Here is a 24,337-nt window from a genome sequence, read left to right on the forward strand (position 1 = left end):
GAGGGCGGTGATGCGTTTCAGCCGTTCGGCGACGGGAAGCGCCTTGAAGACCATTTCCGCGCAGACGGCGAGCGTGAAGGGCTGGGACATATCGATCTCTCTTTTTGTCTTGTCTGTATGGCGGCCACCAGGTCCCGCAGGCCGTCCTCGCCGGTGACCGGCACTTCCGCCTCGCCGGCAACGGCGGAGAAGAAGGCGCCAAGCTCGTTGAGATAGCTGTCGCGGTAGCGTTCGAGGAAGAAATACAGCGGCTTGTCGGTGGTGACCTCCGTCTCGGTCAGCACCTTGACCGTGTTCGGCAGGTCGTTTTCGGCGACGACCGAGCCCTTGGAGCCGAACACCTCGAGGCGCTGGTCGTAGCCGTAGACCGCCTTGCGGGAATTATCGATGACGCCGATCGCCCCGTTGGCGAAGCGCAGCGTCACCACGGCGGTGTCGACGTCTCCCGCCTTGCCGATCGCCTCGTCGACCAGCACGGCGCCGGAGGCGTAGACCTCGACCACTTCGCTGCCCGCCTGGAACCGGGCCATGTCGAAATCATGGATCATCATGTCGAGGAAGATGCCGCCGGAGACGGCGATGTAGGAAACCGGTGGGGGAGCCGGGTCGCGGGAGGCGATCTTGACGAGATGAGGCGTGCCGATGGCGCCGGCCGCCACATGCTGGCGGGCGCGGGCGAAGTTGTGGTCGAAGCGGCGGTTGAAGCCGACTTGCAGCTTGACGCCGGCCTTGCGCACGGCCGCCAGCGCCGCGACGACCTTGTCGAGCGTCAGGTCGACGGGCTTCTCGCAGAAGATATGCTTGCCGGCCCTGGCGGCGTCGATCACCAGGTCGGCGTGGGTGTCGGTGGACGAGCAGATCAGCACCGCGTCGATCTCGGGATCGCCGAACAGCACGGCCGGATCGCCGGTGACGGTTGCAAAGCCGAGCCCGGCGCCCCAGGCGGAAATCTCCGGCGTCAGGTTGGCTTCCACCACCGTCTTGACGCGGACGCTAGGGAAGAAGTTCTTGATGTTCTCGGCGTGCATCTTGCCGATGCGTCCGGCGCCGACAACGCCGACTGTAATGGGGGCAGGCATCGAATTCTCCTGTTGGGATCTGGATGGCCGTCCGGGCGTGCTGGCCGCCGAAGCGCTCCCGCAGAACAGGGAGCCGAAGGATCACGGAGGGCCGGCCGAATGGAATCCTTGCGAAAGGGCGTGGCGGCCGTCCCGCGTCCTCGCCGGGCGGCCGCCGTTGTGCGTTGGCGCTACTGCAGGAGGCTCGCCTTGAAGTCGAGGAACTCCTGGGCGTTGTCCTTGGTGATCAGCGTGGTGCCGCTGTCGATGCGCTTTTCCACCGGCTTGCCGGCGATGGTGTCGAGCGCCTTCTCGACGGCGAGCTGGCCCATCTTGTAGTTGCCCTGCGCGATGGTGCCGTACATGTCGCCGGCCAGGATGGCCTTGACGGCGTCGTTGTCGCCGTCGACGGCGATCACCGGCACGGTCTTGCCGCTCTGCTTCAGGGCGCGCATCGAGCCGAGGGCCTGTTCGTCGCTGCCGGAGAACACGCCGGCGAGGTCGGGATTGGACTGCAGGGCCGCCTGGGTGGCCGAGTAGGCCTTCTCGCGATCGCTGAAGGCGGGCAGCCGGGCGGCAACGACCATGCCGGCGGCCTCCAGCACCTCGGCGGCGCCGTCGATGCGGCGGTTCATCGAGGGATTGCCGGGCGTTCCGTCAAGCAGAAGCGCCTTGTCGCCTTTCTTCAGCAGCGCGGCGAGCGCCTCGCCGCCCATCTTTCCGGCGGCGAAGTTGTCGGTGCCGATATAGGTGACGTAATCCTCGAACCCGTCCGGCATGCCGGTGTCGACCAAGATGACCGGAATTCCGGCCTCCTTGGCCTTGAGCAGCACGTTGACGGCGGCGGCCGGCTGCGATGGCGCGAAGATCAGGGCGTCGGGCTGCTGTGAAATGGCGTCCTGCACCATGTTGATCTGCTGCTCGACGGCATCCTCCGTCGGCGGCCCGAGCAGGACGAGGTCGACATTGCTCTTGGCGCTGGCATCCTTGATGGCCTTGCCGAGGATCTGCCAATAGGGCGTGCTCAGCGTCTTCAGCACGGCCGCTATCTTGACGTCGGCGGCGGACGCTCCCGGTGCCGACACGGTGAATGACAGGAGAACGGCGGCGAGAGCCGCAAGCATTTTCTTGGTCATGGTTCCTCCACTTGGATTGCGCCGCAACCCGACCCACCCGTCGGTCCGCTCCTCCAGCGGGTCGATGGGAAAAACGCGGTCAGGCGGGCGGCTCGATAAGCTCTTCCCAGTGTTATGGCATCAAAGATCATTCGATAAGCTGCCGCCTATCGATCATGGACTTGGCATGCCAATAGAAATCGCCGGTCCGATCATGGTTTCCTTTTGAAGAAGGTCTATCGATCGGGCCGGCGACCTCGTTTGGGGGTGAGATACTTGTTTGCACCCGGGTGCAAAACGGATTGCAACCGGGTGCAAACGAGATTTTACTACGCCGATATCAGTCCGCCGTCAACCGCTTTGTCGATTGGGCGGCAGGCTCCGGTAGGGGTAGCCGTGGAGCCTGCGAATGGCGGTCTTCGTTCCCGCGGGCTGGCCCGGTCAGTCGCTGTCGGAGGAGCGATGGCCCAATCCGAGGCCCATGCCCATGCCCATTCCGCCGCCGCCCATGGCGCCCATGCCGCCGCCGCCGCCACCTCCACCGCCGCCGGACCCTTCGCCGCCGCCCTTGCCGCCCTTGCCGGCATTGCCCTGCTGGCGGGTCGGCCCTTGCAGCGGGATGGCCACGTCGGCCGGCACCGGTCCCAGATCGAGCGCCTTGCGGATGTAGTCGCGCAGCGAGACGACCAGTTCGTCCGTGCGCACGGCCTGGCCCGCCGCCATGTCCCTGGCCGCCCGGGCCGCCAGGCGGACGTGTTCCTCGGTTCCCAGAAGGATGATGTCCGACAGCGCGGCCTCCACCGTGTCCCGGATGCGCCGGGTGCGCTCGGAGCCGGACGGCGACATGCCGCCTGCCTCGCTCTCCTCATCGCGGGCGCGCAGCCGCAGATCGCGCAGATGGGTCGGATCCACGCTCAGCTCGCCGGTGAAGGAGCCGCCGAGCGTCTTGTAGGCGGCGATCAGCGTCCGCAGGCGCTCGTTGATCTGGCGGTTCATCCGCTGCTGGCGCTGCTGGACGGTCAGCATCATCACCACCCGGATGCCGACGCCGATCAGGGTGAAGATCGCCAGTCCCAGGATGGTGGTGAGAATTCCCTGCCATGAGCTGAAATCGAAAGAACGCATCGGGGCCCTCGCTGCCTCTCGTGCCGCAGCTAGCCTGTCCGTCGGATGAAGGACAGACGACGCACTCCACCATGATATTCGGATTCGCGGGGGCCGAAATCAGCCGCGGTGATCGAGGCGGGCGACCAGCCGGTCGCCCAGCCACTGGATGCCCGACACCAGCACGATCAGCACCGCGACGACGGCGATCATCACGCCGGTCTCGAAGCGCTGGTAGCCGTAGCGGATGGCAAGGTCGCCGAGGCCGCCGGCGCCGATCGCCCCGGCCATGGCCGAGGCGCCGACCAGGGTGACCAACGTCACCGTGAAGCCGGCGACGATGCCCGGCAGCGCCTCCGGCACCAGCACCTCGCGCACGATGGTCCAGCGGTTGCCGCCCATGGCGCGCGCCGCCTCGATCAGGCCGGGATCGACCTCGCGCAGCGACACCTCGGCGACGCGGGCATAGTAGGGCGCCGCGGCGATGGCCAGCGGCACGATGGCCGCCGCCGTGCCGAGCGAGGTGCCGACGATCAGCCGGGTCAGCGGGATCAGCGCCACCAAGAGGATGATGAAGGGCACCGAGCGGAAGCCGTTGATCACCCAGCCGAACGCCCGGTTGACGACGAGGTTCTCGGCGATGCCGCCGCGATCGGTGGCGATCAGCACCAGCGCCAGCGGCAGGCCGGCGACGAAGGAGATGACGCCGGCGGCCAGCGTCATGATCACCGTCTCCCAGATCGACTGGAGCAGCAGGTTAAACAGGACGGGAGACATGGCCGAGCACCTCGACGCGGGCGTTGATGGACCGGAGATAGCGGGCGGCCTCGTCGGCGAGGACGGCCGGCTCGCGCGGCACGGTCAGGAAGAAGCGGGCGACCGGCTGGTCGTGAATGTGGTCGATGCCGCCGTGCAGGAGGTGGGCCGACGACGGCAACTGCGCCAGGATTTCGGCGAACAGGCCATTGCCTAGGGCGGGGTCGGTGAGGTCGACGCCGAGCACCGTCTCGTCGCCGTCGGCGGCGAGCCGCGCGGCGATATGCGCCGGCAACTGCGGCCGCACGCCGGAGAGCAGGCTCTGCGTCAGCTCCGTCTTCGGATCGGAGAAGACGTGCCAGACCTCGCCTTCCTCGACGATGCGGCCCTCCTCGATCACCGCCACGCGGTCGCCGATCGTCCGCACCACTTCCATCTCGTGGGTGATCAGCACGACGGTGACGCCGAGCTTGCGGTTGATGTCTTTCAGGAGGGTGAGGATCGAGCGGGTGGTCTCGGGATCGAGGGCCGATGTCGCTTCGTCGGACAGCAGCAGCGCCGGCCGGGCCGACAGCGCGCGGGCGATGCCGACGCGCTGCTTCTGGCCGCCCGACAGCGCCGCCGGGTAGGAGCCGGCCTTGTCGGACAGGCCGACGAGGTCGAGGAGCTCCAACGCCCGCGCCCGCCGCTCGGCCTTGGCCCAGCCGGCGATCTTCAGCGGCAGGGCGACGTTGTCCAGCACCGTCTTGGCGGACATCAGGTTGAAGTGCTGGAAGATCATGCCGATCTTGCGGCGGATCGGCTGCAGCTCGCCTTCGGTGAGGCCGACGATGTTGCGTCCCTCGATCTCGATGCGGCCGCTGTCGGGGCGCTCGAGGCCGTTGAGGCAGCGGATCAGCGTCGACTTGCCGGCGCCGGAGCGGCCGATGATGCCGAGGATCTCGCCGCGCCGCACGGTGAGCGACAGATCGTCGAGCGCGCGCGTCGGGCCGAAGCTGCGGCTGACGCCGGAAAGCGCAACGACCGGCGCTTCCGGGGCGCCGGTTGTAGAATCCACGGCCGCGAAGGCTGTGGCGGACGGCTGCGAGTTCACGTTTCTTCCAGTCATGTCTCGTCCGGCGAGCACCGCGATCGGGTACCCCCGATGAACACGGTCCGGCGGAAGCCGCCGGACCGCTTCTTCAACGGCTTTCTGCCCCGCCGGTCAATAGGCGGCGACGCCGGTACCCTTGTAAACCTGGTCGAAGACGGCCTTGACCGTCGGATTCTGGTAGGCGGCGACCAGCTTGGTCACCCAGGGTTCCTTGGCGTCGGCCTCGCGCACGGCGATGAAGTTGCGGTAGGGATTGTCGGCGATCGCCTCCTGGGCGATGCGGTTCTCCGGCGTCAGGCCGGCCTTCAGCGCCCAGTCGGTATTGACCACGGCGCCATCGAGATCGTCGATGGCCCGGCCGACCACGCCGGCGTCGAGCTCCTTGATCTCGAGGTTCTTCGGATTCTCGGAAATGTCGGCGACGGTGGCGAGAATGCCGGTGCCGTCCTTCAGCTTGATCAGGCCCTGCTGCTCCAGCACCTTGAGGGCGCGGCCCTCGTTGGACGGATCGTTCGGCACGCCGATGCTGGCGCCGTCCTTGAGGTCGGAGACCTTGGCGTGGGTCTTCGAATAGAGGCCGATCGGCCACAGGCCCGTGTAGCCGGCGACCACGATGTGATAGCCGTTCTGCTGGATCTGGTTGTCGAGATAGGGCTTGTGCTGGAAGGCGTTGGCGTCGATCTCGCCGCGCTCCAGCGCCTCGTTGGGCTGGGTGTAGTCGTTGAAGGTGATCAGCTCGAGCTTGAGGCCGGCCTTCTCGGCCTCGGCCGCCGCCGCCCGCCAGACGTCCTCGTCCTCGCCCGACATGATGCCGACCTTCAGCGAGGTCTTGTCGGCGGCGAGCGCCGCCGTCGTGCCGAAGGCGGCGACCGAGGCCAGCGCGGCGGCGCCGAAAAGGGCGGCGAGGCCGGCCCGGCGGGTGAGGGAGGCAGCGAGCAGGGTGTTGGTCATCTCGAAAATTCCTGTGCGATATCCGGCAGCCGGACTTCAGAACGACGGCGTCGTCTTCGCTTGAGACTATGGCAGATGCCGATTATCCGGGCGACGAAGTGCATAGCTCTTGTGCATTGTGCCCACGAAAAGTTCTCCCAACATTCCCGGTGCATGCGGATGAATTTTCTACGAGCCCGCGCTCAACGGTGCTCATAGTCACAACCCCGCTCCTTCACCCGCCTATGTTGCCCGAAAATCGGAGAGATGCCGGTACGCGCGAGGCGTATCCCGGCCGCAGGCGAGGACATCATGGTCGCCGTCGGACTGCTTTCGGAAAGCGACACCACCAACGGCCGATCGGCCGTGCTGCCGCATGCGCCGGGGGCCGAGCCGCCGGGCTTACGCCCGTTCGGCCTTGCCGGCGTTCGCCGCCGGCTTCAGTCCGCCGGTGATCCGCTGGATGGTGACGAACAGCAGCGGCACGAAGAACACGCCGAGCAGCGTGGCCGAGATCATGCCGCCCATCACGCCGATGCCGATGGCGTTCTGCGCCGCCGAGCCGGCGCCGGTGGCGCGGGCCAGCGGCGTCACGCCCAGCACGAAGGCGAGCGAGGTCATGACGATCGGCCTCAAACGCAGCCGCGCCGCCTCGACGACCGCCTCGACCGGGCCGCGTCCGCGTTCCATCAGGTCCTTGGCGAACTCGACGATCAGGATGGCGTTCTTGGCGGTGAGACCGATGGTGGTGAGTAGGCCCACCTTGAAGTAGACGTCGTTCGACTGGCCGAACAGCTTGGCGAAGGCGAGGGCGCCGAACACGCCGACCGGCACGGCGAGCAGCACCGAGAACGGGATCGACCAGCTCTCGTAGAGCGCGGCGAGGCACAGGAAGACAACGACCAGCGACACGCCGTAGAGCAGCATCTCCTGCGAGCCGGCGAGGCGTTCCTGGTAGGAGAGGCCCGACCAGGCCGTCGAATAGCCGCCGTCGAGGTCGGCCACCAGCGTTTCCGCCGCCGTCATGGCATCGCCCGAGCTGACGCCGCTCGCCGCGGTGCCGTCGATGGCCACGGCCGCCGTGCCGTTGAAGCGGGCGAGCGACGGCGAGCCCTTGGCCCAGCCGGTGCTGGCCAGCGCCGACAGCGGCACCATCTCGCTGCTGTCGTTGCGGACGTACCAATGGTCGATGTCGTCCGGCTGCATGCGGAAGGGCGCGTCGCCCTGCACGTAGACCGGCTTGATCTCGCCGCGGTAGACGAAGTCGTTGACGTCGGTGCCGGAGAAGACGGTGGTGATCAGGCTGTTGATGTCCGAGAGCTCGACGCCGAGCGCGCCGGCCTTCTGCCGGTCGACGTTGATCCTGAGCTGCGATTCCAGGGTGCGCGTGTTGCCCCTGACGTAGGCGATCGACGCATCGGTCGCCGCCTTGTCGGCCAGCGTGTTGGCGGCGGCGTTGAGCGCGTCGCGGCCCTGGTTGCCGCTGTCCTGCAGATACATCGAGAAGCCGCTGGTCTGGCCGAGGCCCTGGATGGCCGGCGGCGCCATCACGTAGACCTCGGCGTCGCGGATCTGGCCGAAGCGCGCCGAGGCGCGGGCGGCGACGGCGCTCGCCGACAGGCGGCTGTCGGTGCGATCGTCGAAGTCCTTCAGGCGGACGAAACCCATGGCCGTGTTCTCGCCGCTGCCGGAAAGGCCGAAGCCCAGCGTCATGAACACGCTCTGGACGGCGTCCTTCTCCTCGTTGAGGTAATAGTCCTGCACCGTGTCGATCACCGCCTGGGTGCGGGCGGCGTTGGCGCCGGCCGGCAGGGTGATCATGGTCATCAGGACGCCCTGGTCTTCCTCCGGCAGGAAGGAGGTCGGCAGGGCCTTGTAGAGGCCGTAGGCGCCGGCGATCAGCGCCAGGAACACGGCGAACATCCGGACGGGCCTCAGCACCAGGCCGCCGACCGAGCGGGCGTAGCCGCCGGTCAGCCGCGCGAAGCCGCGGTCGAACCAGCCGAGCCAGCGGGCGATCGGGCCGTGATGGCTGGGCTTGAGCAGCAGCGCGCAGAGCGCCGGCGTCAGGATGACGGCGACCAGCACGGAGAGCAGCATGGCGCTGGCGATCGTCACCGAGAACTGGCGGTAGATGACGCCGACCGAGCCCGAGAAGAAGGCCATGGGGATGAACACGGCGGTCAGCACCATCGCGATGCCGATCAGCGCGCCGGTGATCTCGCCCATCGACTTTTCCGTCGCCTCGCGCGGCGGGAGATGCTCCTCGCGCATGATGCGCTCGACGTTCTCGACGACGACGATGGCGTCGTCGACCAGAAGGCCGATGGCCAGCACCATGGCGAACATGGTCAGCATGTTGATCGAGTAGTCGAGGGCGGCGAGGACGCCGAAGGTGCCGAGCAGCACCACCGGCACGGCGATCATCGGGATCAGCGTGGCGCGGATGTTCTGCAGGAACAACAGCAGCACCAGGAACACCAGCACCACCGCCTCGATCAGCGTCTCCACCACCTTCTCGATGGACAGCTCCACGAAGGGCGTCGTCTCGTAGGAATAGGCGATCTCAACGCCTTCCGGCAGCGAATCCTTGAGGCTGTCCAGTTCGGCATGGACGAGATTGGCGGTGGAGATGGCGTTGGCGCCCGAGGCGAGCTGCACGCCGAAGCCGGCGGCCGGCATGCCGTTGAAGCTCGAGCTCTGGCCGTAGCTCTCGAGGCCGATCTCGACGCGCGCCACGTCGGCAAGGCGCACCACCGAGCCGTCCGAGGCGGTCTTCAGGCTGATGCGGTTGAATTCGTCGACCGAGGTCATCTGCGACTGGGCGACGATGCTGGCCTTGATCTGCTGGCCCTTGACGACCGGCACGGCGCCGATCGAGCCGGCCGCCACCTGGGCGTTCTGCGCCTCGATGGCCGACGTCACGTCGCTTGGCTGGAGCTGGTATTTCAACATGGCCGCCGGGTCGAGCCAGATGCGCATGGCGTAGCCGGAGCCGAAGGACTGGATGCTGCCGACGCCGTCGAGCCGTTCGATGCGGTCCTCGATGCGGCTCGACATGATGTCGGACAGCTCGTCGGAGGTGTAGCGGCCGTCGCGCGAGATGATGTTGCCGATCATCAGGATGCCCGACGGCGACCGGCTGACCCGCACGCCGGCGTCCTGCACTGCGTCGGGGAGCTGCGATTCGACGCGCGACAGCTTGTTCTGCACCTCGACCTGGGCGAACTCGGGATCGGTGCCGCTGGTGAACGTCAGCTCGATCGAGGCGGAACCGGTGGTCGACGACGACTCCATGTAGAGGAGGCCGTCGAAGCCGGTCATGGCGCTCTCGATCTTCTTGGTCACCGAATTCTCCACCGCCTCGGCGGTGGCGCCGGTATAGGTGGCGCTGATGCGCACCGTCACCGGCGCGATGTCGGGATATTGCGAGATCGACAGCGAATAGATGCCCATGGCGCCGGCGAGCAGCGTGGCGATGGCCAGCACGATGGCGAACACCGGCCGGGCGATGAAGAAGCTGGCGAGCGCGTTGCGCGGCGAAGCGAGGGTCATTTGCCGCCCTCCGCCGCCGCCTTCAGATGGACCACGCCGTCGTCGTCGATGGTCGCCTCGACCGGCTCCACCTCGCTGCCGTTGGAGAATTTCTGGAAGCCGTCGACGATCAGCCGATCGCCGGCGGCGACGCCGTCGGTGACGATCCAGGCGTTGCCGGAGGTGCCGAGGGTGGTGAGCCGCTTCAGCTCGGCCTTGCCGTCGGACGACACGACGTAGAGCGTGGCGACGCCGTCGTCGCCGCGCGTCACCGCCCGCTGCGGCACCAGGAAGGCGCCGGAAAGCGTGCCGAGGTCCACCTTGGCCGTGACGAACATGCCCGGCAGCAGCACCGGCGGGCTGTTGGGGAAGGTGGCCCGGAGCGTGAAGGTGCCGGTGCTCTCGCTCACCGCGATCTCGGTCAGCGAGATGGTGCCGGCTTTGTCGTAGGGCTTGCCGTTCTCGAGCGTCAGCGTCACCGCCGGCCGCTTGCCGTTCTCGCGGCCCAGCCGGCCGCTGTCCACCTCGTCGCGGATGCGCAGGAGGTTGGCGCTGGAATCGACGAGGTCGACGTTGATCGGGTCGATCTGGCGGATGGTGGCCAGCGCGTCGGTCTGGTTCTCGGTGACCAGCGCGCCGACGCTGACCGACGATACGCCGATGATGCCGCCGATCGGCGCCCGGATGGTGGCGTTCTCAAGATTGATGCGCGCCGTTTCGAGGTCGGCCCGCGCCGCTTCCTCGTCGGCCTCGGCCTGCAGCAGCGTCGAGCGGGATTCTTCCACCGTCTGGGTGGAGACGGCATTGCTCTCGGAGAGCTTCTGGTTGCGCTCGAAGGTCGTCCGGTCGCCGGCTGTCGCCGCTTCCGCCTTCTTCACCGCGGCCGCCGCCGCCGCATAGGCCGCCTTGAACTTGGCGTCGTCGAGCTCGTAGAGCACGTCGCCGGCCTTCACCGTGCCGCCTTCCTTGAAAGCGACCTTGCGGACGATGCCGTCGACCTGCGGCCGGATTTCCGCCGTCGCCAGCGCCACGATGCGGCCGGGCAGCTCGATGGTGCGTGGCACCGAAGTCGGCTGCAGCGTCACATAGCCGACCTGGATCTTGCCGGCCGGCGCCGGTCCGGACTGGCTGCTTGGCTGACAGGCGGCAATGAAAGCCAGCATGAGCAGCACACCGCCGCTTCTTCCGATGTTGCGCATGTTTCTTCGCTGCTCCAGCCGTGAATACCGCGGTCAAAGGCCCGCGGAACCAAGTCATCGAACGACAGTCCGGAGGGGGATCAATAATTTCCCGTGCTTCGATAAGTCAATGCAGTGCCGGATAGTAATGGTAACCGGATATACAATTGTCGCAAGTCGGAAAAGAAACCAATCAAATAGGCAAAAGGGCCATGGACAGCATTTCGCGGACGATCGTTTCCGATCGCCCGCGTCATTGATGATTATCAGGAGGGTTTGCTGTCCGGCAGGATCACAGCCCGAAGATGGCCGGCCACCAGCCGAAGCCGACGAACAGGCTGCCGGCGATGCCCGGGACCAGCGGCAGCCAGCGCCTTGAAGGCGCCAGTCCCTGCCGCCGCAGGATGCGGTCGCCGAGCCAGATGCTCCAGACGACGCCGATCAGGAACAGGCCGCCGCGGATGACGTGCACGCCCTCCATGCCGACGAAGGTGTAGCGGAGCGGCATCAGCAGCTCGGCGCCGAGGCCGATGATCAGGCTCATCAAGGCGACCGGCGCATACTGGTAGCCGAGTTCGGTGAAGACCTGGCCGAAGCTGCCGTCGGCGCCGAGCCGGCGGGCGATCATCGTGCCGACGGCGGTGAGACAGGCGAGCACGGCGGTGAGCACCGCCATGGTGCCGAGCATGAAGCCGACGATCATGATGAAGTCGAGCCACAGGAAGGTCTCGGCGCGCGCCGGATGCACGCTCATCAGCCAGGACGGACCGATGCGGGTGATCCAGTCGACGTGGTTCTGGATCGCCCAGACGCCGAGGCCCTGGCGCATCGCCTGGTACTGCGGCAGCACCAGCCACAGGAAGCCGCCGAGCGCCACGCCGGTGTCGAGGAACAGGAACCAGGCTTCGGCCGGATTGGCCCGGTGGTCGCGGATCTCCTCCACCTCGGCGCCCGGCCGGCGCATCTCGAGGCGTATGCTGCCGGCCGCCTTCGGATTGACGCAGCGGAAGCATTCGATGCAGTGGCGGCTCTCGCACTTGCGCGGCAGGTCGATCATGGTCGGGCAGGCGCCGCGCTCGGTATAGGCGTCGCCGCCGCTGAGCCGGGCCTTCGGCGTGAACTGCACGGCGCCGAGCCGGGAATACAGGCCGAGCACGCGGCCGATCGGGCAGAGATGGCGGCACCAGACGCGCTTGTTGCGGCCGTAGAGGCCGCCGATGGCGATGGCCAGCAGCATGGTGCCGCCGAACAGGCCGGCCGCTGCCTCGGGATGGTCGCGCACGCCGAGCGTCTGGCCGTAGAGCGTCATGATGATGAAGCTGAGCGCCGGCGTGCCTTCCCACTTGATCCAGCCGGGAATGGCCCGCTGCAGGCCGTATTTGTTGGCGAGCTCCGAAGCGGCGCCCATCGGGCAGAGCGTGCCGCACCACAGGCGGCCGAGCACGATCACCGACAGGAACACCAGGGGGAACCAGATGCCCCACAGCAGATAGCTCAGGAAGTGCGTCGGATTGGAGAGGATGCCGCTTTCGGCCGGCGGATCGGGCAACAGTATCGGCAGGCCGATCACCACCAGAAAGACGCCGAACATCGCCACCTGGACCCAGCCGAAGTGCCGCCTCCAGCGGACGAACAGCGTCTCGACGTTGCGGGTGAAGGAACTGCGGGAGTCGATGCCTCCGACTTCGGTCATGGATCTCACGGCCGGGCCGACGAAGGCGTCGCCACGGACAAGCCTGTTCATGATGTGTCCCTCCGACACCGAATTCAAAGCGGCGCCGCTTCACCCGTCCGCGAAGGACACCAAAATGCTAACTGCTCGCACTCGCACCATGTGATCAAGCTGGTGGTTTCCCTCATCTTTTGCCGGAAATGTGCATAACTATAGGAAAGCTGTTCGAGATCAGTGCGTTAATCGGGTCCACCTTCGGCCATCAGGAGTTTCCCCACGGTTGACGTGTCCGCACGATCGAAAATACTCCTGACAATCATTAGCAAAATGGGGCAACTAAAATGCGTATCCTGAGCGGATTGGTCATGGCTTCGGCCGCCTTCGGCTTCGCGACGAGCGCCTACGCGCTCGAATATCCGATCGGCGAGCCGCAGTTCGGCGGCGGCATGGAAGTGGCGGCCGTCTACCTGCAGCCGATCGAGATGGAGCCGGCCGGCATGATGCTGGCCGCCGAGAAGGCCGACATCCACCTCGAGGCCGATATCCACGCCACCAAGGATAACGTCAACGGCTTCGCCAACGGCGACTGGGTGCCCAACCTCGAAGTCACCTACAAGCTGGTCAAGGAAGGCAAGACTGTCGCCGAAGGCCCGGCCATGTCCATGGTCGCCTCCGACGGTCCGCACTACGGCGACAACATCAAGCTCGACGGCCCGGGCAACTACACGCTCACCTTCCGCATCGCGCCGCCGTCGGGCACCGGCCACATGGCCTTCGGCCGCCACGTCGACGAGGAGACCGGCGTCGCCCCGTGGTTCGAGCCCTTCGAGACGAACTACGAGTTCACCTTCGCCGGCACGGGGAAGAAGGGTGGCTACTGAGCCAATCCCCAGCACGACGCACCGGCGGCGGCTCTGCCAGGCCGCCGGCTGCCTGCTCGTGGTTCTCGCGGCGGCCGCACCGGCCGCCGCCGAGGACGATCCGGTGTTCCGCATCGAGTTCAACGACGGCACCATGACGCCGAGCCGCATCGAAGTGCCGGCCGACACCCGCTTCGAATTGCAGCTCGTCAATCTCGGCAAGACGCCGGCCGAATTCGAAAGCGTGCCGCTCCGCAAGGAGAAGGTGATCGGCCCGGGGGTGACCACCTCCATGGTGATCAAGTATCTCGATCCGGGCGAATATTCCTTCTTCGACGACTTCCATCCGGAAGCGCCGCCCGCCGTGCTGATCGCCAAGTGAGCGGACGGGCGTGACGGGCCAAGACGAGGTCTGATTCAATGTTCGGCTCCATAGCCTTCGTGGTCTGGCGCGAAAGCGTCGAGGCGCTGCTGGTCATCGGCATTCTCGATGCCTGGCTGCGCGCCGAGACGCGCGACACCGGCCGCGCCCGCATGTTCCTGTGGGGCGGCGTCGTCGCCGGCCTGGCCTTTGCCGGCGTCCTGGCTGCCCTGTTGGTCGGGCTCGGCGACGCCATTTCCGAGGAGGCGCAGCTCACCTACACGACGACCGTGGTGCTGATCGCCGCCGCGCTGATCCTCCAGATGGTGTTCTGGATGCGCAAGCACGGCCGCTCCATGAAGCGCGACCTCGAGACGCAGCTCTCCACGGCTGTCGACCGCCAATCCTGGTGGGGCGTCTTCATATTGGCGCTGGTGGCCGTCGCCCGCGAGGGCAGCGAGACGGTGATCTTCCTTTACGGCATCCTGTCGTCGGGCGCCGCCGGCGGTCTCATGTCCGGCATCGGCGCCGGCCTGTTCGGTTTTGCCCTGGCGCTGCTCAGCTACGGCCTGCTGCAGGCCGGCAGCCGCGTGCTTTCCTGGCGCCTGTTCTTCCGCATTACCGAAATCATGCTGCTGTTCCTCGCCTGCGCTCTGCTGATGACCGGCGTCGACGGCCTGATCGATCTGGAGATCCTGCCGCGCCTGTCCCGCCGCCTGTGGGATAGCGGCTGGCTGCTCTCCGACGGCGATGCGACGGGCGGTTTCATCTCGGCGCTGACCGGCTATCGGGCGACGCCCAACCTGATGGAGCTCATCGTCTTCGTCGGCTACTGGGTCTTGGTGCTGTTCCTGATCTACCGTCCGAAGCGGCGGACGACGCCGGTCGCCGCCTGACGGCGCACGGCCCTGCGATCTCGGCCATCCCGGCGTTCCCTTTTCGGAGCGCCGGGATGGCCGTTTTCATTTATGGCCGGCATTTTCAGGGTCCGTGAAAGGCGGAAAACGCCCGCCTGACGGTGCCTTCGTTCCGCCGCTTCCACCTTAATGCGTCTTCGGCGACGAGCCCGGCGGACGGCCGCTCCAGCCCGGTTCCAGCGCGCTTCGCTACGAAAGCTGGCGAATATTTGCTGCCGAAGGGAACCAACAGGTCGTTGGACGTGTTTCCCTAGCGAAGATCGGATGTTCACCGAACTTCGCCTGTCACGCCGGTGTATTCGATCCGGCATCAGCTTGGGGAGACGTCATGAACCGTCAGATTCTTGTTGCCGTCATTGTTCTGCTCGCCGCCGGCGTCGGCGTGCTCGGCTATCAGCTCTACGAAGAGAAGAAACAGCCGGACGGTGTCGAGATTTCGATCGGCGAAAACGGCGTGTCAGTCGAAGGGAAATAGCCGGCGGTAACGCCGGTCCCGACGGTCCCTGCCTGCAATCGGCACCGCCCGTCCGCCTCGCGGCCCGGTCGGAGCGAAAGAGAGGATCAAGCCAATGTCCACCCTTGCCCTCGTTGAGCAGTCCGCCCTTTCCAGTCTGCCGGTAGTGACCGGTCCCGAAGTGACGGCGCTGGCCGCCCAGTTTCTGGCGCTGGCGCCGCTTATCGCGGCGGTGATCCTGCTGGTGGCGGCCCTGGCTGCCGGCGGACGCCGGGTTCCGGCGGCCGAGATTGTCCCCCGCCGGTCGACGCGCGAACGGAAAATCGGGAGATAGTCCAAGTGTCCTGCAGCCTTCGGTTATAAGCCCGGCTTTGAAAGAAGCCGGGCTTTTTCATGCATGGCGTCAGCTCGTCTGGCGATGATCGCCCAGCCCGACGAGCGCGTGCACGAATTCCAGCTTGGACAGAATTTCCGCCGAGAGGACGAAGGGATAGAAGTCCCGCTGGCCGAGCGATCGATTGATCTCGTTGATGGCCACGGTGAGCGGCGGCCAGGCGTTGGCCAGCGCCGAGAAGTCCTTCTGGCGATAAGGCGCGAAATCGACCTCGAGATCGAGTTGTTCGGGCGCTGCCACCCGCGGCGAAATCGCCAGGCCGAGGGCATGGGCCGTTTCGAGCGCATCGACCATGTGGACGTAGTGGGCGAAGGTTTCCGCGAAATCCTCCCAGGGGTGGCAGGCCGCATAGGAACTGACGAACCGGTTCTGCCAGTCGGCCGGCGGCCCGTCGCGATAGTTTCGCTCCAGCGCCTCGGTATAGTCCTGCCGCTCGTCGCCGAACAGCTCCCGGAAGGCGTCGAGGCGGCCGCCGTCGCGCACCAGCCGGTCCCAGTAATAGTGGCCGATCTCGTGCCGGAAATGGCCGAGAAGCGTCCGGTAGGGCTCTCCGAGGCCGACCCGGCGCTTCTCGCGCGCCGCGTCGTCGGCCTCGGCGATCGACAGGGTGATGACGCCGTCGGCATGCCCGGTCATCACCGGCACGACGGCGCCGTCCGGCCCGATTTCGTCGGCGAGAAAATCGAAGGCCAGGCCGGCCTCGGCGTCCTCAGTCTTGTCGGGTATCGGCAGGCGCCAGGCGAGAAGCGAATAGAACAGGTGCCGCTCGGCCGACACCACGCGCCGGAAGGCGTCGATCGCCTTGTCGTCGCTGAGCGCGGGAATGGTGCGATTGTGCCGGCAGGCCGGACAGAGCTCGCCCGCCCGCTCGGCCGGCAGCAGCCAGTTGCAGGCGCCCACCTCGGCATTGAGGCAAAAGGCAAAGGCCTGTCCGAGCGCCGGCGAGGTCCAGCCGTCTCCCGAGGGCTCGAGGGACGTCATGCTCGCGCTGGCCGGAAGATAGCCGAGCCGTCTGCTGCAGGACACGCAGGCGCCATTGTCGAAATGGACGGTGTTGCCGCAATTGTCGCAGGAAAAAAGCCGCATCGATTTTCTCCCTCGGGATTTCGCCAGGGGCTGGCAGGGGCCTGTCGGCAAAAAGCCGCCGGTCCTGAGGGCAGGACCGGCAGCGAAGATGTCTGTCGTCGGGGAGCGGCGCGCCGTCCGGTCCGAATGCCGACGTCAGCGGTAGAGAAGGGCGATCAGGATGATGATGGGAATCGGAACGCCGAGAAACCAGAGAAGGATGCTTCGCATGGTGCCTGCTCCATTGCTGATGAGAACGAAGGCCCGTCCGGGACCGGTCCCTCGTCCGTGGGCTTTCGACGATTACAACGCTCCATCGTCTCGTCGGTTCCGAAGTCGCCGGACGACTGTTTTCTTGTGACAATTTCGGAGGCAAGCCGGCTCCGGGGGGAACCGTCCCGGTGATCCGGCGTTGTCCAATCCGAAACGCATTAAATGGAGTTTTTTGTCATGCTTTACTGGTCTCTCGTCTTTCTTGTCGTCGCCCTGATCGCCGCCGTCTTCGGCTTTTCCGGTATTGCCGCGGCTTCGGCGGGTATTGCGCGGGTCCTGTTCGGCCTGTTCCTCATCCTGTTCGTGGTGAGCTTTGTCTTCCAGCTGCTCCACGCCTGATGACACCCGCCGGGCTCTCGCCCCATGAAGGAGCGTTTGACAGGATGAAACTTGCAGTTTCCCGGTTCGCAGGCAGAATGCGTAGGGTGTGTCAGGGCGAGCGGGGGGAAACCGGGAGATGCTGAGATTGGGTGGCGGCCGGTTCGTCGGCTATAATCTCCTGCTCCTGGCGGGCGGGGCGGTCGTCCTGTTGATGATCGTCTCGGCCGCCTTCATTTTTTCTTCCCGTTCCCAGGTGCACGCCACCGAAGCCTTGCGGGCGGCCCGGGTCGACCGGCTGGTGCTGGAGTTCATCTCCGACCTGGTCGACGCCGAAACCGCCCAACGCGGCTACATCATCACCAGCAACCCGACCTACCTCGAACCGTATGAGAAGGCGCTCGGTCAATTCACCGAGGATTCGGCCGATCTTCGTCTGCGCGCCGCGGAAGTCGACGAGGGCAGGGCCATCGCGCCCGAACCGGTGGAAGAGCTGATCAAGCTCGGTCAGACCAAGATGGACCTCGTCGGACGCAACCTTGCCGAATTCCGGGCGGGACATCTCGACCAGCTGCGGCTCGTCCTCGCCTCCGACCAGGGCCGCGTGCTGATGGACCAGATCCGCCAGAAGGGGGCGGTCATCCGCGATATCGCCGCCTCGGTGCGCGTTGCCCGCGCCGCCGCCATGCGCGACGCCGCCTTCATGCTCACCACCATGATCACCCTCGGCGTCGCCATGATCGTCGTGCTGACGGCTGGCGCCACCATGGTGATGATCCGCCATATCAAGCAGATCGACGAGGCGCGGCAGGAACTCATCGAGAATAACCAGGAGCTGGAGTCGCGGGTCCGCGAGCGCACCGAGGCGGTGATGCGCACCAACGACGAGTTGCAACGCTACGCCTATATCGTCAGCCACGATCTCAGGGCGCCGCTCGTCAACATCATGGGCTTCACGTCGGAGCTCGAGTCGGCGACCGAGCGGCTCACCACCTATGTGCGGAAGGTCGACGGCGACGACGAGAATCCGGACCGGGCCGACGCCCTGCTGGCCGTCGACGAGGATATTCCCGAGGCGCTCGGGTTCATCCATTCGTCGATGAAGCGCATGGACGGCCTCATCAACGAAATCCTGAAGCTGTCTCGCGCCGGCCGCCGGGTGCTTGAACCGGTGCCCCTGGACATGCAAGGCTTGGTCTCGGAGTGCATCGACTCGATTCGCCAGCGTTTCGATGAGGCGGGGGCGGAGGTGCGGATCGAGGGGCGCCTGCCGGATGTCGTTTCCGACAGGTCCGCCTTGCAGCAAATCTTCACCAACCTGCTCGACAATGCCACCAAATATCTCAAGGATGGGCGGCCGGGGCAGATCGCCGTTCGTGGCCGGCTCGAGCGCGGATCGGCGGTATTCGAGGTCGAGGACAATGGCCGTGGCATCGCCGAAGCGGATTTCGAGCGCATCTTCGAGTTGTTTCGCCGTGCGGGCATCCAGGACAAGCCGGGAGAAGGCATCGGCCTTGCCCACACGCGCATGCTCTCCCGCCGTCTCGGCGGCGACGTGAGCGTGAGAAGCGACGGCGAGACAGGGACGACCTTCATCGTGACAATCGCCCGTGACCTAGTACTGCGTATGGGGAGAAACGAAACGTGAGCAAAGAACCCAAGCCCGTAGCCATCATCATGATCGAGGATGACGAAGGTCACGCCCGGCTCATCGAGAAGAACATCCGCCGCGCCGGCGTCACCAACGAAATCATCTCGTTCCGCAACGGCACCAGCGCCATCACCTATCTGTTGGGAGCCGACGGCTCGGGACAGGCCGCCGTCGGCCGGCCCTCGCTGGTTCTGCTCGACCTCAACCTGCCCGACATGACCGGCATCGACATCCTCGCCCGCCTCAAGGCCAACGAGCATACGCGGCGCACGCCGGTGATCGTCCTCACTACCACCGACGACGTGCGCGAGATCCAGCGCTGCTACGATCTCGGCGCCAATGTTTACATCACCAAGCCTCTGAATTACGAGAGTTTTGCCAACGCCATCCGTCAGCTCGGCCTGTTCCTGTCCGTGATGCAGATTCCGGAGCTAGATTGAATTGCCATATGGAACCGATCTCAAGGAGTCCATCAAGGTTCTGCACGTCGAGGACGATGTCGCCCTTGCCGTGTTGGTCCGCAAGGCTCTGGCCCGGCGTGGCCACGAGACGGTGCACGTCACGACCGGCGACGAGGCGCTGAAGCTCATCGCCGAGGGCGGCGTCGACATCGTCGCCCTCGACCACACGCTGGCCGCCGAGACCGGGCTCGACATCCTCGCCCGCATGGGGCCGCGCGGCGCCCGCCCGCCGGTCGTCTATGTCACCGGCTCGATGGATGCCCGGCTGGCCATAGAGGCCCTCAAGCAGGGGGCCGACGATTATGTGATCAAGGATACGTCGGAGGAATTCTTCGACCTTCTGGTCGCCGCCCTCGAGCAGGCCTTCGAGCGCTGGCGGCTCAAGAGCGCGCGGGTGCGCGACCAGCAGTTGATCCGGGAGGCGCGGGACCGCGCCGAGATGCTGCTGAAGGAAGTCAATCATCGCGTCGCCAATTCGCTGGGCCTCGTCGCCGCCATGGTCCGCATGCAGGCCGCCGCGGTCAGCGATCCGCATGCCCGCCATGCTCTCGAGGAGACCCAGAGCCGAATTTCGGCGGTTGCCGGCGTGCACCGCCACCTCTACACCTCCGACAACATCGGCGAGGTGGATATCGGCGCCTATCTCAACCATCTCGTCGGCGAGCTGGCGGCCTCCCTGGCCGGCAACGGTGCCCTGCGCATGGTCAAGACCGAACTCATCCCGATATCGCTGCCGACCGACAAGGCGGTCACGCTTGGCGTCATGGTCGGCGAACTGGTGACCAACGCGTTCAAATACGCCTACCCCGAGGATACCAGCGGCGAGATCCGCGTCCGTTCCAGCAGGCTGGACAACGGGCGGCTGCAAATCTGCGTCGAGGACGACGGCATAGGCTGGGACGGAACCGGCCCGGCCCAGGGAACCGGCATCGGCTCGAAGGTATTGCGGGCGATGGCGCGCAATCTCGACGCCGAGATTTCCTATTCCCAGCTCAATCCCGGCACCTTCGTCTGCATCGAGTTTCCGGCCGGCTGATTCCCTGGCCGGCCTCAGCGTCGGGTGGCGTTGCGGGCCAGCCAGAACCCGACGCCGACGGCGGCAACCACAGCCGCGAGGCGGGTATGGCGGGACGCCAGCGACAGCGCGGTCGGCGCGAAGGCCACGGCGGCGCTCGACGATATGGCCGCCTTCATCTCGCGTTGCGCCTTGTTCAGCACCAGCCGGGCGATCACCAGGGCGATCAGCGCGATCAGCAGCAGCGATCCTGCCACGATCAGCGCTGCGATCTCCGGGTCGAAGCGGCGGGAAAGCGCGATATGGCCGGCAAAAGCGGCGAAGCCCACAGCCAGTACCGCCGTGACGATGGCGATCGCCGCGGCGACGGCCGCAAGGCCGCCGCGCCGCTTGAGATGAGGTACATCGACGCCGAAAAGCCGCGCGACGTTCATGCGCGCGGCCCGCTGCGCGAGGCGAGGCCGACCAGGAGACCGACGCCGAGGGCAATGCCCAGCGCCGTCATCGGCCGCTTGGCGACCGCCTCGGCCACGCCGTCGAGGCCTTCCTTGCCAAGGGTGCTGGCGCCGCTCAGCGCCGCGCCGAGATGATCGGCCGTCTCGGCGCCGGTCGCCTTGACCGTGTCGAGCGCCTCGGACGCCGTGACGCCGGTCTTGGCGGCGAATTGATCGATGATCCGCCGCATCTCGCCCAGCGCTTCCTGGGCGGCCACGGCCACGTCGCCGGCCTTGCCGGCGAGGTCGCTGCCGGCAGCGCCGAGATCCTTCTTTATCTTGGCCGCGTTGTCGGCAACGGTGCGAGCGCCTGACGTTTCAGACATACCGAGGTCCTTTTCGATCGTATCCGCCGTATCGGCGATGGCCGCCTTGGCGGCGGAAGCTGCGGAAGCCGTGTCTTTCCTGATCTTTTCGGAAGTATCGGAACCAATCTTGCTGGCGGGGGGCTCGAGAGGCGGCATCGGCTTCGTCCTTTCTTCTCGCATGCGTCCGGAATCCGGGCGGGCCGGGGCATTGACGAAAGCCCGTCCATTCCCGACGGGCGTCTGCTTCAACAACGTCCGACTTCGCGTCGGGTTCCGCCGCATTCGGAACGGTTGCAAGGAACCGGAGCGCCGCTGGCGCATTGGTGGGGGAAGTATTTCGCCGCGTTCCTCACGATGCGGCACTCATGCGACGGAGGGGCTTCCTTGAGATACATCGTTCGTCGGACGCCCTTCGACCGGCAGCTACCGGAGGAGCGGGCCGTGCAGGAGGGCAACAGGTGGTCCGAGACCCGCCGAACGCTCACCGAGCTGTCGACCATCGGGTTGTTCGTGCTGGCGCTGCTTGTGGCCCTGCATGCCGCCGCCTCCATGGTGGTGCCCATGGTGGCGGCGATCATCGTCGGCAGCGTCGTCGCTCACGCGGGCGACCGCGGCCAACGCATCGGCATCCCGCCGATGGTGGCCGGCCTGGCGCTGACCGCCGTGCTGGGCGTCGGCATGTTCCTGCTGATCGAGGCGATCGCCGAGCCGATCTCGGCGCTGGTCGAGCGGTTGCCGCAGGTGTTGCCGCGTCTCGCCGCGGCCTTCGGCGACCTGCTGGCGCCCTTCACCACGCTGCAGGCGCGCCTGACCGGCGGCAACTCGCTGCCCGACGGCGGCGTTGCCAGCCTGGAGAAGATGCTGGGATCGCTGGACCTCGGCGTGGTGGCCAGCTTTCTCGGCGGGCTGACGCCGGCCTTCGGCGAGTTCCTGATCTTTCTCGCCACCCTGGTGTTTTACGTCGCCGGCCGGGCGCAGCTCAGGCGGCAGTCGATTCTCGCCTTTGTCGGTCGCGAGGAACGGCTGGCCGCCATCCGCATCTTCAACGCGACGGAAGCCTCGCTGACCCATTATTTCGGAACGACGTCGGTCATCTATGCCGGCGTCGGCCTCGCCACCGGCCTGATCGCCATGGCGGCCGGTCTGCCGGCGCCGGTGCTTTGGGGTCTGTTCGCCTTTGCTATGAGCTTCGTGCCGTTCCTCGGGCCGGCCGTCGTGTCGCTGGCCATCGCCTCGGGCGGTCTGCTGCTCGATTACGGCATGCTGGCCGTTCTGTGGCCGGTCGGCGCCTTCATGACGGTGCATCTCATCTGCGAGAATGCGGTCGTTCCCGCGGTCCTGGGGCGCCGCTTCGAGATCAACCCCTTCCTCGTCTTCGTGTCGATCATTTTCTGGACGTGGATGTGGGGCGCTATCGGCGCCGTTCTGGCGGTGCCCATGCTGTTGATCGCCCGCACCATCCGCAGCGAATTCAAGGTCGAGAACCGGGCGTCGCTGCCATCGTAAGTCGCATAAAAAGGCCGGCGCAGTCGCGCGCCGGCCGGATGCCTACGGAAAAGGGAGGATCAGAGATCGGCGGCGCTCTGGATCGCCATCAGTTGCAGCAGCTTCTGGCGCGCCCGGTTGACGCGGCTCTTGATGGTGCCGACGGCGCAGCCGCAGATCTCGGCGGCCTCTTCGCAGGAAAAGCCGGACGCTCCCACCAGAATGAGCGCTTCGCGCTGGTCGTCCGGCAGCTTGTCAAGCGCCGTGCGGAAATCGGCCAGGTCGAGATGGCCATCCTGGGCCGGCGCCGAGACCAGGCGGGCCGCCGCTTCGCCGTCGCTGTCCTGAACTTCGCGGCGGGCCTTGCGGTACTGGCTGAAATAGGTGTTGCGCATGATGGTGAACAGCCAGGCCCTGAGGCTTGTCCCCGGGATGAAACTGGCGTGGGCGCCCCAAGCCTTCATCACCGTTTCCTGCACGAGATCGTCGGCGTGGTCATGGCTGCCGGACAGAGAGATGGCGAAAGCGCGCAACGACGGAAGCTCTGCCAGAAGGGCGGATTTGAAGGCCGCAACGGCTGTCATCGATCGCCACTCCCATCGACGGTCCCCGACAGGCCTTCCCGCTCCTTTCGTTCGGCCTTTTCGAGTTGGTCGAGCAGCATGGTAAGCTTCTCGGGAATGGGCTCGGACAAGATGGAGCCGTAGAGTTTCTTCAACTGATCGCCGAGATGGGCCTGGATCGGTGGCTCCAGGGCGGGATGCTCTGACGTTTCTTTTTTATCTGACATGGCGGCTCTTTCAGGACGAGACTACAAGACGACCGTTCTATCGACGATCTCGCGGGCAGGGGCGGCAGATAACATCTTGTTGCGTGAACGCCGGTCGTGAATTCCGGTTCCGATCGCTTCTTAAAAAGAATCGGATAGAAAGGGAACCGGCCATCTTTTCCGGCGTTTTCACGCAGGATAGCACTCTGTAGTTTATTGCTCGTTTAAGCGTTGGAAAGGCTTCTCATGTCTCTCACGTCCCTGATCGCGCCGCAGCTTCCCCTTCTTCGCCGCTATGCGCGAGCCCTGAGTGGCAGCCAGGCGAGTGGTGACAGCCATGTCGTGGCCATGTTGGAGCATCTGGTGGCCGATCCCGATGGCTTCGACAGGTCGCTCGATCCACGTCTTGGCGTCTACAAATTGTTCTCTTCGGTGTGGAACGCCAACCCGATGAACTACATGCGGATGGAAGAGGACGATCGCCCGGCTGCCGATCGCCGCCTCGACGCCATCACGCCGCTGCCGCGGCAAGCCTTCCTGCTGACGGCCATGGAAGGCTTCTCTCCCTTCGATGCGTCGCGCATCCTCGACGTCGGGCCGGAAGCCTTCTCGGCCCTGTTGTCGGAGGCGGCGCGCCAGATCGGCGAACAGGTCGCCTCGCGCGTCCTCATCATCGAGGACGAGCCGCTGATCGCCATGGATCTCGAAGGGCTGGTCGAGGGCCTAGGCCACACAGTGGTCGGCAATGCGCGCACCCGCGACGAAGCGGTCGCCATGGCCAACAGCGAGCGCCCCGGCCTCATCCTCGCGGACATCCGTCTCGCCGACGGTTCCTCGGGGCTCGACGCCGTCAACGACATCCTGACCAGTTTCGAGGTACCGGTCATCTTCATCACGGCTTACCCTGAATCGCTGCTGACGGGCGAGCGACCCGAGCCGACGTTCCTGATCGCCAAGCCGTTCCGCGAGGAGATGGTGAAGGCGGTGATCTCTCAGGCGCTGTTCTTCGACAAGGTCGCGTCGCTGCGACTGAAGGACAACGTTTGACGGCTGGACGATCCAGACGAACGTC

The 24,337-nt window shown here is 66.1% G+C and carries 24 protein-coding genes and 2 pseudogenes; 11 read left to right on the forward strand and 15 right to left on the reverse strand.

All coding sequences use genetic code 11. The features are described from left to right. From CJ014_RS28190 to CJ014_RS13195, 10 genes and pseudogenes are all read right to left on the reverse strand, one after another. Nucleotides 1-90 (reverse strand): annotated as a pseudogene (locus CJ014_RS28190) (hydroxypyruvate isomerase); the annotation flags it as partial. 29 nt (nucleotides 91-119) lie between these two features. Beyond that, a pseudogene (gene iolG, locus CJ014_RS13155) lies at nucleotides 120-1,079 on the reverse strand (inositol 2-dehydrogenase); the annotation flags it as partial. A gap of 170 nt (nucleotides 1,080-1,249) precedes the next feature. Continuing rightward, nucleotides 1,250-2,194: a sugar ABC transporter substrate-binding protein gene (locus CJ014_RS13160; protein WP_100080948.1), complete on the reverse strand. Its 945-nt coding sequence runs from the start codon at nucleotides 2,192-2,194 to the stop codon at nucleotides 1,250-1,252. A gap of 420 nt (nucleotides 2,195-2,614) precedes the next feature. Then, nucleotides 2,615-3,298, reverse strand: a complete 684-nt coding sequence (locus CJ014_RS13165; RefSeq protein ID WP_100080949.1) for a hypothetical protein — start codon at nucleotides 3,296-3,298, stop codon at nucleotides 2,615-2,617. Nucleotides 3,299-3,397: 99 nt separating this feature from the next. Continuing rightward, nucleotides 3,398-4,054, reverse strand: coding sequence for a methionine ABC transporter permease (locus CJ014_RS13170; RefSeq protein WP_100080950.1), 657 nt, complete (start codon nucleotides 4,052-4,054; stop codon nucleotides 3,398-3,400). Then, nucleotides 4,035-5,126, reverse strand: coding sequence for a methionine ABC transporter ATP-binding protein (locus CJ014_RS13175; RefSeq protein ID WP_425351919.1), 1,092 nt, complete (start codon nucleotides 5,124-5,126; stop codon nucleotides 4,035-4,037). The genes CJ014_RS13170 and CJ014_RS13175 overlap by 20 nt, the downstream gene beginning before the upstream one ends. Nucleotides 5,127-5,237: 111 nt before the next feature. Then, on the reverse strand, nucleotides 5,238-6,077 hold the full coding sequence (locus CJ014_RS13180; RefSeq protein ID WP_100080952.1) for a MetQ/NlpA family ABC transporter substrate-binding protein: 840 nt from the start codon (nucleotides 6,075-6,077) through the stop codon (nucleotides 5,238-5,240). Between the two features lie 381 nt (nucleotides 6,078-6,458). Continuing rightward, nucleotides 6,459-9,611, reverse strand: a complete 3,153-nt coding sequence (locus tag CJ014_RS13185) for an efflux RND transporter permease subunit (protein WP_100080953.1) — start codon at nucleotides 9,609-9,611, stop codon at nucleotides 6,459-6,461. Next, a complete protein-coding gene (locus CJ014_RS13190) occupies nucleotides 9,608-10,789 on the reverse strand; it encodes an efflux RND transporter periplasmic adaptor subunit (RefSeq protein WP_100080954.1) in 1,182 nt (393 codons plus the stop codon). The genes CJ014_RS13185 and CJ014_RS13190 overlap by 4 nt, the downstream gene beginning before the upstream one ends. A gap of 271 nt (nucleotides 10,790-11,060) precedes the next feature. Next, the gene (locus tag CJ014_RS13195) at nucleotides 11,061-12,512 is read right to left on the reverse strand and encodes a 4Fe-4S binding protein (RefSeq protein ID WP_207765745.1); all 1,452 of its coding nucleotides are present in this window, start codon (nucleotides 12,510-12,512) and stop codon (nucleotides 11,061-11,063) included. Between the two features lie 269 nt (nucleotides 12,513-12,781). Here CJ014_RS13195 and CJ014_RS13200 point away from each other — a divergent pair, with 269 nt between their 5' ends. The 5 genes from CJ014_RS13200 (at nucleotide 12,782) to CJ014_RS13215 (ending at nucleotide 15,366) form a co-directional block, all read left to right on the forward strand. Continuing rightward, entirely contained in the window at nucleotides 12,782-13,321 is a 540-nt protein-coding gene (locus CJ014_RS13200; RefSeq protein ID WP_100080955.1) for an iron transporter, read from the forward strand. Between the two features lie 52 nt (nucleotides 13,322-13,373). After that, complete coding sequence (locus CJ014_RS13205) at nucleotides 13,374-13,682, forward strand: cupredoxin domain-containing protein (protein ID WP_245427342.1); 309 nt, start codon at nucleotides 13,374-13,376, stop codon at nucleotides 13,680-13,682. A gap of 38 nt (nucleotides 13,683-13,720) precedes the next feature. Continuing rightward, nucleotides 13,721-14,557, forward strand: a complete 837-nt coding sequence (locus tag CJ014_RS13210; protein ID WP_100080957.1) for an FTR1 family iron permease — start codon at nucleotides 13,721-13,723, stop codon at nucleotides 14,555-14,557. 349 nt (nucleotides 14,558-14,906) lie between these two features. Next, nucleotides 14,907-15,053, forward strand: coding sequence for a hypothetical protein (locus CJ014_RS27855; protein WP_165790838.1), 147 nt, complete (start codon nucleotides 14,907-14,909; stop codon nucleotides 15,051-15,053). A gap of 94 nt (nucleotides 15,054-15,147) precedes the next feature. Continuing rightward, nucleotides 15,148-15,366: a hypothetical protein gene (locus tag CJ014_RS13215; protein ID WP_100080958.1), complete on the forward strand. Its 219-nt coding sequence runs from the start codon at nucleotides 15,148-15,150 to the stop codon at nucleotides 15,364-15,366. Nucleotides 15,367-15,435: 69 nt separating this feature from the next. Here the strand turns inward: CJ014_RS13215 and CJ014_RS13220 are convergent, their stop codons facing one another. Continuing rightward, nucleotides 15,436-16,512, reverse strand: a complete 1,077-nt coding sequence (locus CJ014_RS13220; RefSeq protein ID WP_100080959.1) for a zinc-binding metallopeptidase family protein — start codon at nucleotides 16,510-16,512, stop codon at nucleotides 15,436-15,438. 429 nt (nucleotides 16,513-16,941) lie between these two features. Between CJ014_RS13220 and CJ014_RS13225 the strand changes: the two genes are divergently transcribed. From CJ014_RS13225 to CJ014_RS13240, 4 genes are all read left to right on the forward strand, one after another. Next, entirely contained in the window at nucleotides 16,942-17,103 is a 162-nt protein-coding gene (locus CJ014_RS13225; protein ID WP_100081115.1) for a DUF1328 domain-containing protein, read from the forward strand. Nucleotides 17,104-17,221: 118 nt separating this feature from the next. After that, nucleotides 17,222-18,730 (forward strand): sensor histidine kinase, encoded by a 1,509-nt coding sequence (locus tag CJ014_RS13230; RefSeq protein WP_100080960.1) that lies wholly within the window; start codon nucleotides 17,222-17,224, stop codon nucleotides 18,728-18,730. Nucleotides 18,731-18,759: 29 nt separating this feature from the next. Next, entirely contained in the window at nucleotides 18,760-19,173 is a 414-nt protein-coding gene (locus CJ014_RS13235; protein WP_100081116.1) for a response regulator, read from the forward strand. Nucleotide 19,174: 1 nt separating this feature from the next. After that, entirely contained in the window at nucleotides 19,175-20,230 is a 1,056-nt protein-coding gene (locus CJ014_RS13240) for a sensor histidine kinase (protein ID WP_207765746.1), read from the forward strand. A gap of 14 nt (nucleotides 20,231-20,244) precedes the next feature. Here CJ014_RS13240 and CJ014_RS13245 read toward each other — a convergent pair whose 3' ends face one another. Both CJ014_RS13245 and CJ014_RS13250 read right to left on the reverse strand, forming a co-directional pair. Then, on the reverse strand, nucleotides 20,245-20,643 hold the full coding sequence (locus CJ014_RS13245) for a phage holin family protein (RefSeq protein ID WP_100080961.1): 399 nt from the start codon (nucleotides 20,641-20,643) through the stop codon (nucleotides 20,245-20,247). Next, a complete protein-coding gene (locus tag CJ014_RS13250; protein WP_133121850.1) occupies nucleotides 20,640-21,029 on the reverse strand; it encodes a hypothetical protein in 390 nt (129 codons plus the stop codon). Before CJ014_RS13250 ends, CJ014_RS13245 begins: the two co-directional genes overlap by 4 nt. Before the next feature lie 366 nt (nucleotides 21,030-21,395). Here CJ014_RS13250 and CJ014_RS13255 point away from each other — a divergent pair, with 366 nt between their 5' ends. After that, the gene (locus CJ014_RS13255; protein ID WP_165790839.1) at nucleotides 21,396-22,517 is read left to right on the forward strand and encodes an AI-2E family transporter; all 1,122 of its coding nucleotides are present in this window, start codon (nucleotides 21,396-21,398) and stop codon (nucleotides 22,515-22,517) included. A gap of 59 nt (nucleotides 22,518-22,576) precedes the next feature. On the opposite strand, the gene CJ014_RS13260 is transcribed toward CJ014_RS13255, so the two are convergent. Both CJ014_RS13260 and CJ014_RS13265 read right to left on the reverse strand, forming a co-directional pair. Continuing rightward, nucleotides 22,577-23,080 (reverse strand): sigma-70 family RNA polymerase sigma factor, encoded by a 504-nt coding sequence (locus tag CJ014_RS13260; protein ID WP_100080964.1) that lies wholly within the window; start codon nucleotides 23,078-23,080, stop codon nucleotides 22,577-22,579. After that, a complete protein-coding gene (locus tag CJ014_RS13265; RefSeq protein WP_100080965.1) occupies nucleotides 23,077-23,286 on the reverse strand; it encodes a NepR family anti-sigma factor in 210 nt (69 codons plus the stop codon). Before CJ014_RS13265 ends, CJ014_RS13260 begins: the two co-directional genes overlap by 4 nt. A gap of 225 nt (nucleotides 23,287-23,511) precedes the next feature. On the opposite strand from CJ014_RS13265, the gene CJ014_RS13270 reads away from it, so the two are divergent. Beyond that, nucleotides 23,512-24,312, forward strand: coding sequence for a response regulator (locus CJ014_RS13270; RefSeq protein ID WP_100080966.1), 801 nt, complete (start codon nucleotides 23,512-23,514; stop codon nucleotides 24,310-24,312). Nucleotides 24,313-24,337 lie beyond the last annotated feature (25 nt).

The organism is Pleomorphomonas carboxyditropha (assembly GCF_002770725.1).
GTDB classification, from domain to species: domain Bacteria; phylum Pseudomonadota; class Alphaproteobacteria; order Rhizobiales; family Pleomorphomonadaceae; genus Pleomorphomonas; species Pleomorphomonas carboxyditropha.

What these genes read in the sequence shown, in the direction of transcription:
- CJ014_RS13220 (WP_100080959.1), bottom strand. Translation starts at nt 16,512, where the DNA reads ATGCGGCTTTTTTCCTGCGACAATTGCGGCAACACCGTCCATTTCGAC.
- CJ014_RS13165 (WP_100080949.1), bottom strand. Translation starts at nt 3,298, where the DNA reads ATGCGTTCTTTCGATTTCAGCTCATGGCAGGGAATTCTCACCACCATC.
- CJ014_RS13250 (WP_133121850.1), bottom strand. Translation starts at nt 21,029, where the DNA reads ATGTCTGAAACGTCAGGCGCTCGCACCGTTGCCGACAACGCGGCCAAG.
- CJ014_RS13185 (WP_100080953.1), bottom strand. Translation starts at nt 9,611, where the DNA reads ATGACCCTCGCTTCGCCGCGCAACGCGCTCGCCAGCTTCTTCATCGCC.
- CJ014_RS13200 (WP_100080955.1), top strand. Translation starts at nt 12,782, where the DNA reads ATGCGTATCCTGAGCGGATTGGTCATGGCTTCGGCCGCCTTCGGCTTC.
- CJ014_RS13180 (WP_100080952.1), bottom strand. Translation starts at nt 6,077, where the DNA reads ATGACCAACACCCTGCTCGCTGCCTCCCTCACCCGCCGGGCCGGCCTC.
- CJ014_RS13225 (WP_100081115.1), top strand. Translation starts at nt 16,942, where the DNA reads ATGCTTTACTGGTCTCTCGTCTTTCTTGTCGTCGCCCTGATCGCCGCC.
- CJ014_RS13260 (WP_100080964.1), bottom strand. Translation starts at nt 23,080, where the DNA reads ATGACAGCCGTTGCGGCCTTCAAATCCGCCCTTCTGGCAGAGCTTCCG.
- CJ014_RS13190 (WP_100080954.1), bottom strand. Translation starts at nt 10,789, where the DNA reads ATGCGCAACATCGGAAGAAGCGGCGGTGTGCTGCTCATGCTGGCTTTC.
- CJ014_RS13195 (WP_207765745.1), bottom strand. Translation starts at nt 12,512, where the DNA reads ATGAACAGGCTTGTCCGTGGCGACGCCTTCGTCGGCCCGGCCGTGAGA.
- CJ014_RS13210 (WP_100080957.1), top strand. Translation starts at nt 13,721, where the DNA reads ATGTTCGGCTCCATAGCCTTCGTGGTCTGGCGCGAAAGCGTCGAGGCG.
- CJ014_RS13215 (WP_100080958.1), top strand. Translation starts at nt 15,148, where the DNA reads ATGTCCACCCTTGCCCTCGTTGAGCAGTCCGCCCTTTCCAGTCTGCCG.
- CJ014_RS13270 (WP_100080966.1), top strand. Translation starts at nt 23,512, where the DNA reads ATGTCTCTCACGTCCCTGATCGCGCCGCAGCTTCCCCTTCTTCGCCGC.
- CJ014_RS13265 (WP_100080965.1), bottom strand. Translation starts at nt 23,286, where the DNA reads ATGTCAGATAAAAAAGAAACGTCAGAGCATCCCGCCCTGGAGCCACCG.
- CJ014_RS13245 (WP_100080961.1), bottom strand. Translation starts at nt 20,643, where the DNA reads ATGAACGTCGCGCGGCTTTTCGGCGTCGATGTACCTCATCTCAAGCGG.
- CJ014_RS13235 (WP_100081116.1), top strand. Translation starts at nt 18,760, where the DNA reads ATGATCGAGGATGACGAAGGTCACGCCCGGCTCATCGAGAAGAACATC.
- CJ014_RS13170 (WP_100080950.1), bottom strand. Translation starts at nt 4,054, where the DNA reads ATGTCTCCCGTCCTGTTTAACCTGCTGCTCCAGTCGATCTGGGAGACG.
- CJ014_RS13160 (WP_100080948.1), bottom strand. Translation starts at nt 2,194, where the DNA reads ATGACCAAGAAAATGCTTGCGGCTCTCGCCGCCGTTCTCCTGTCATTC.
- CJ014_RS27855 (WP_165790838.1), top strand. Translation starts at nt 14,907, where the DNA reads ATGAACCGTCAGATTCTTGTTGCCGTCATTGTTCTGCTCGCCGCCGGC.
- CJ014_RS13230 (WP_100080960.1), top strand. Translation starts at nt 17,222, where the DNA reads ATGCTGAGATTGGGTGGCGGCCGGTTCGTCGGCTATAATCTCCTGCTC.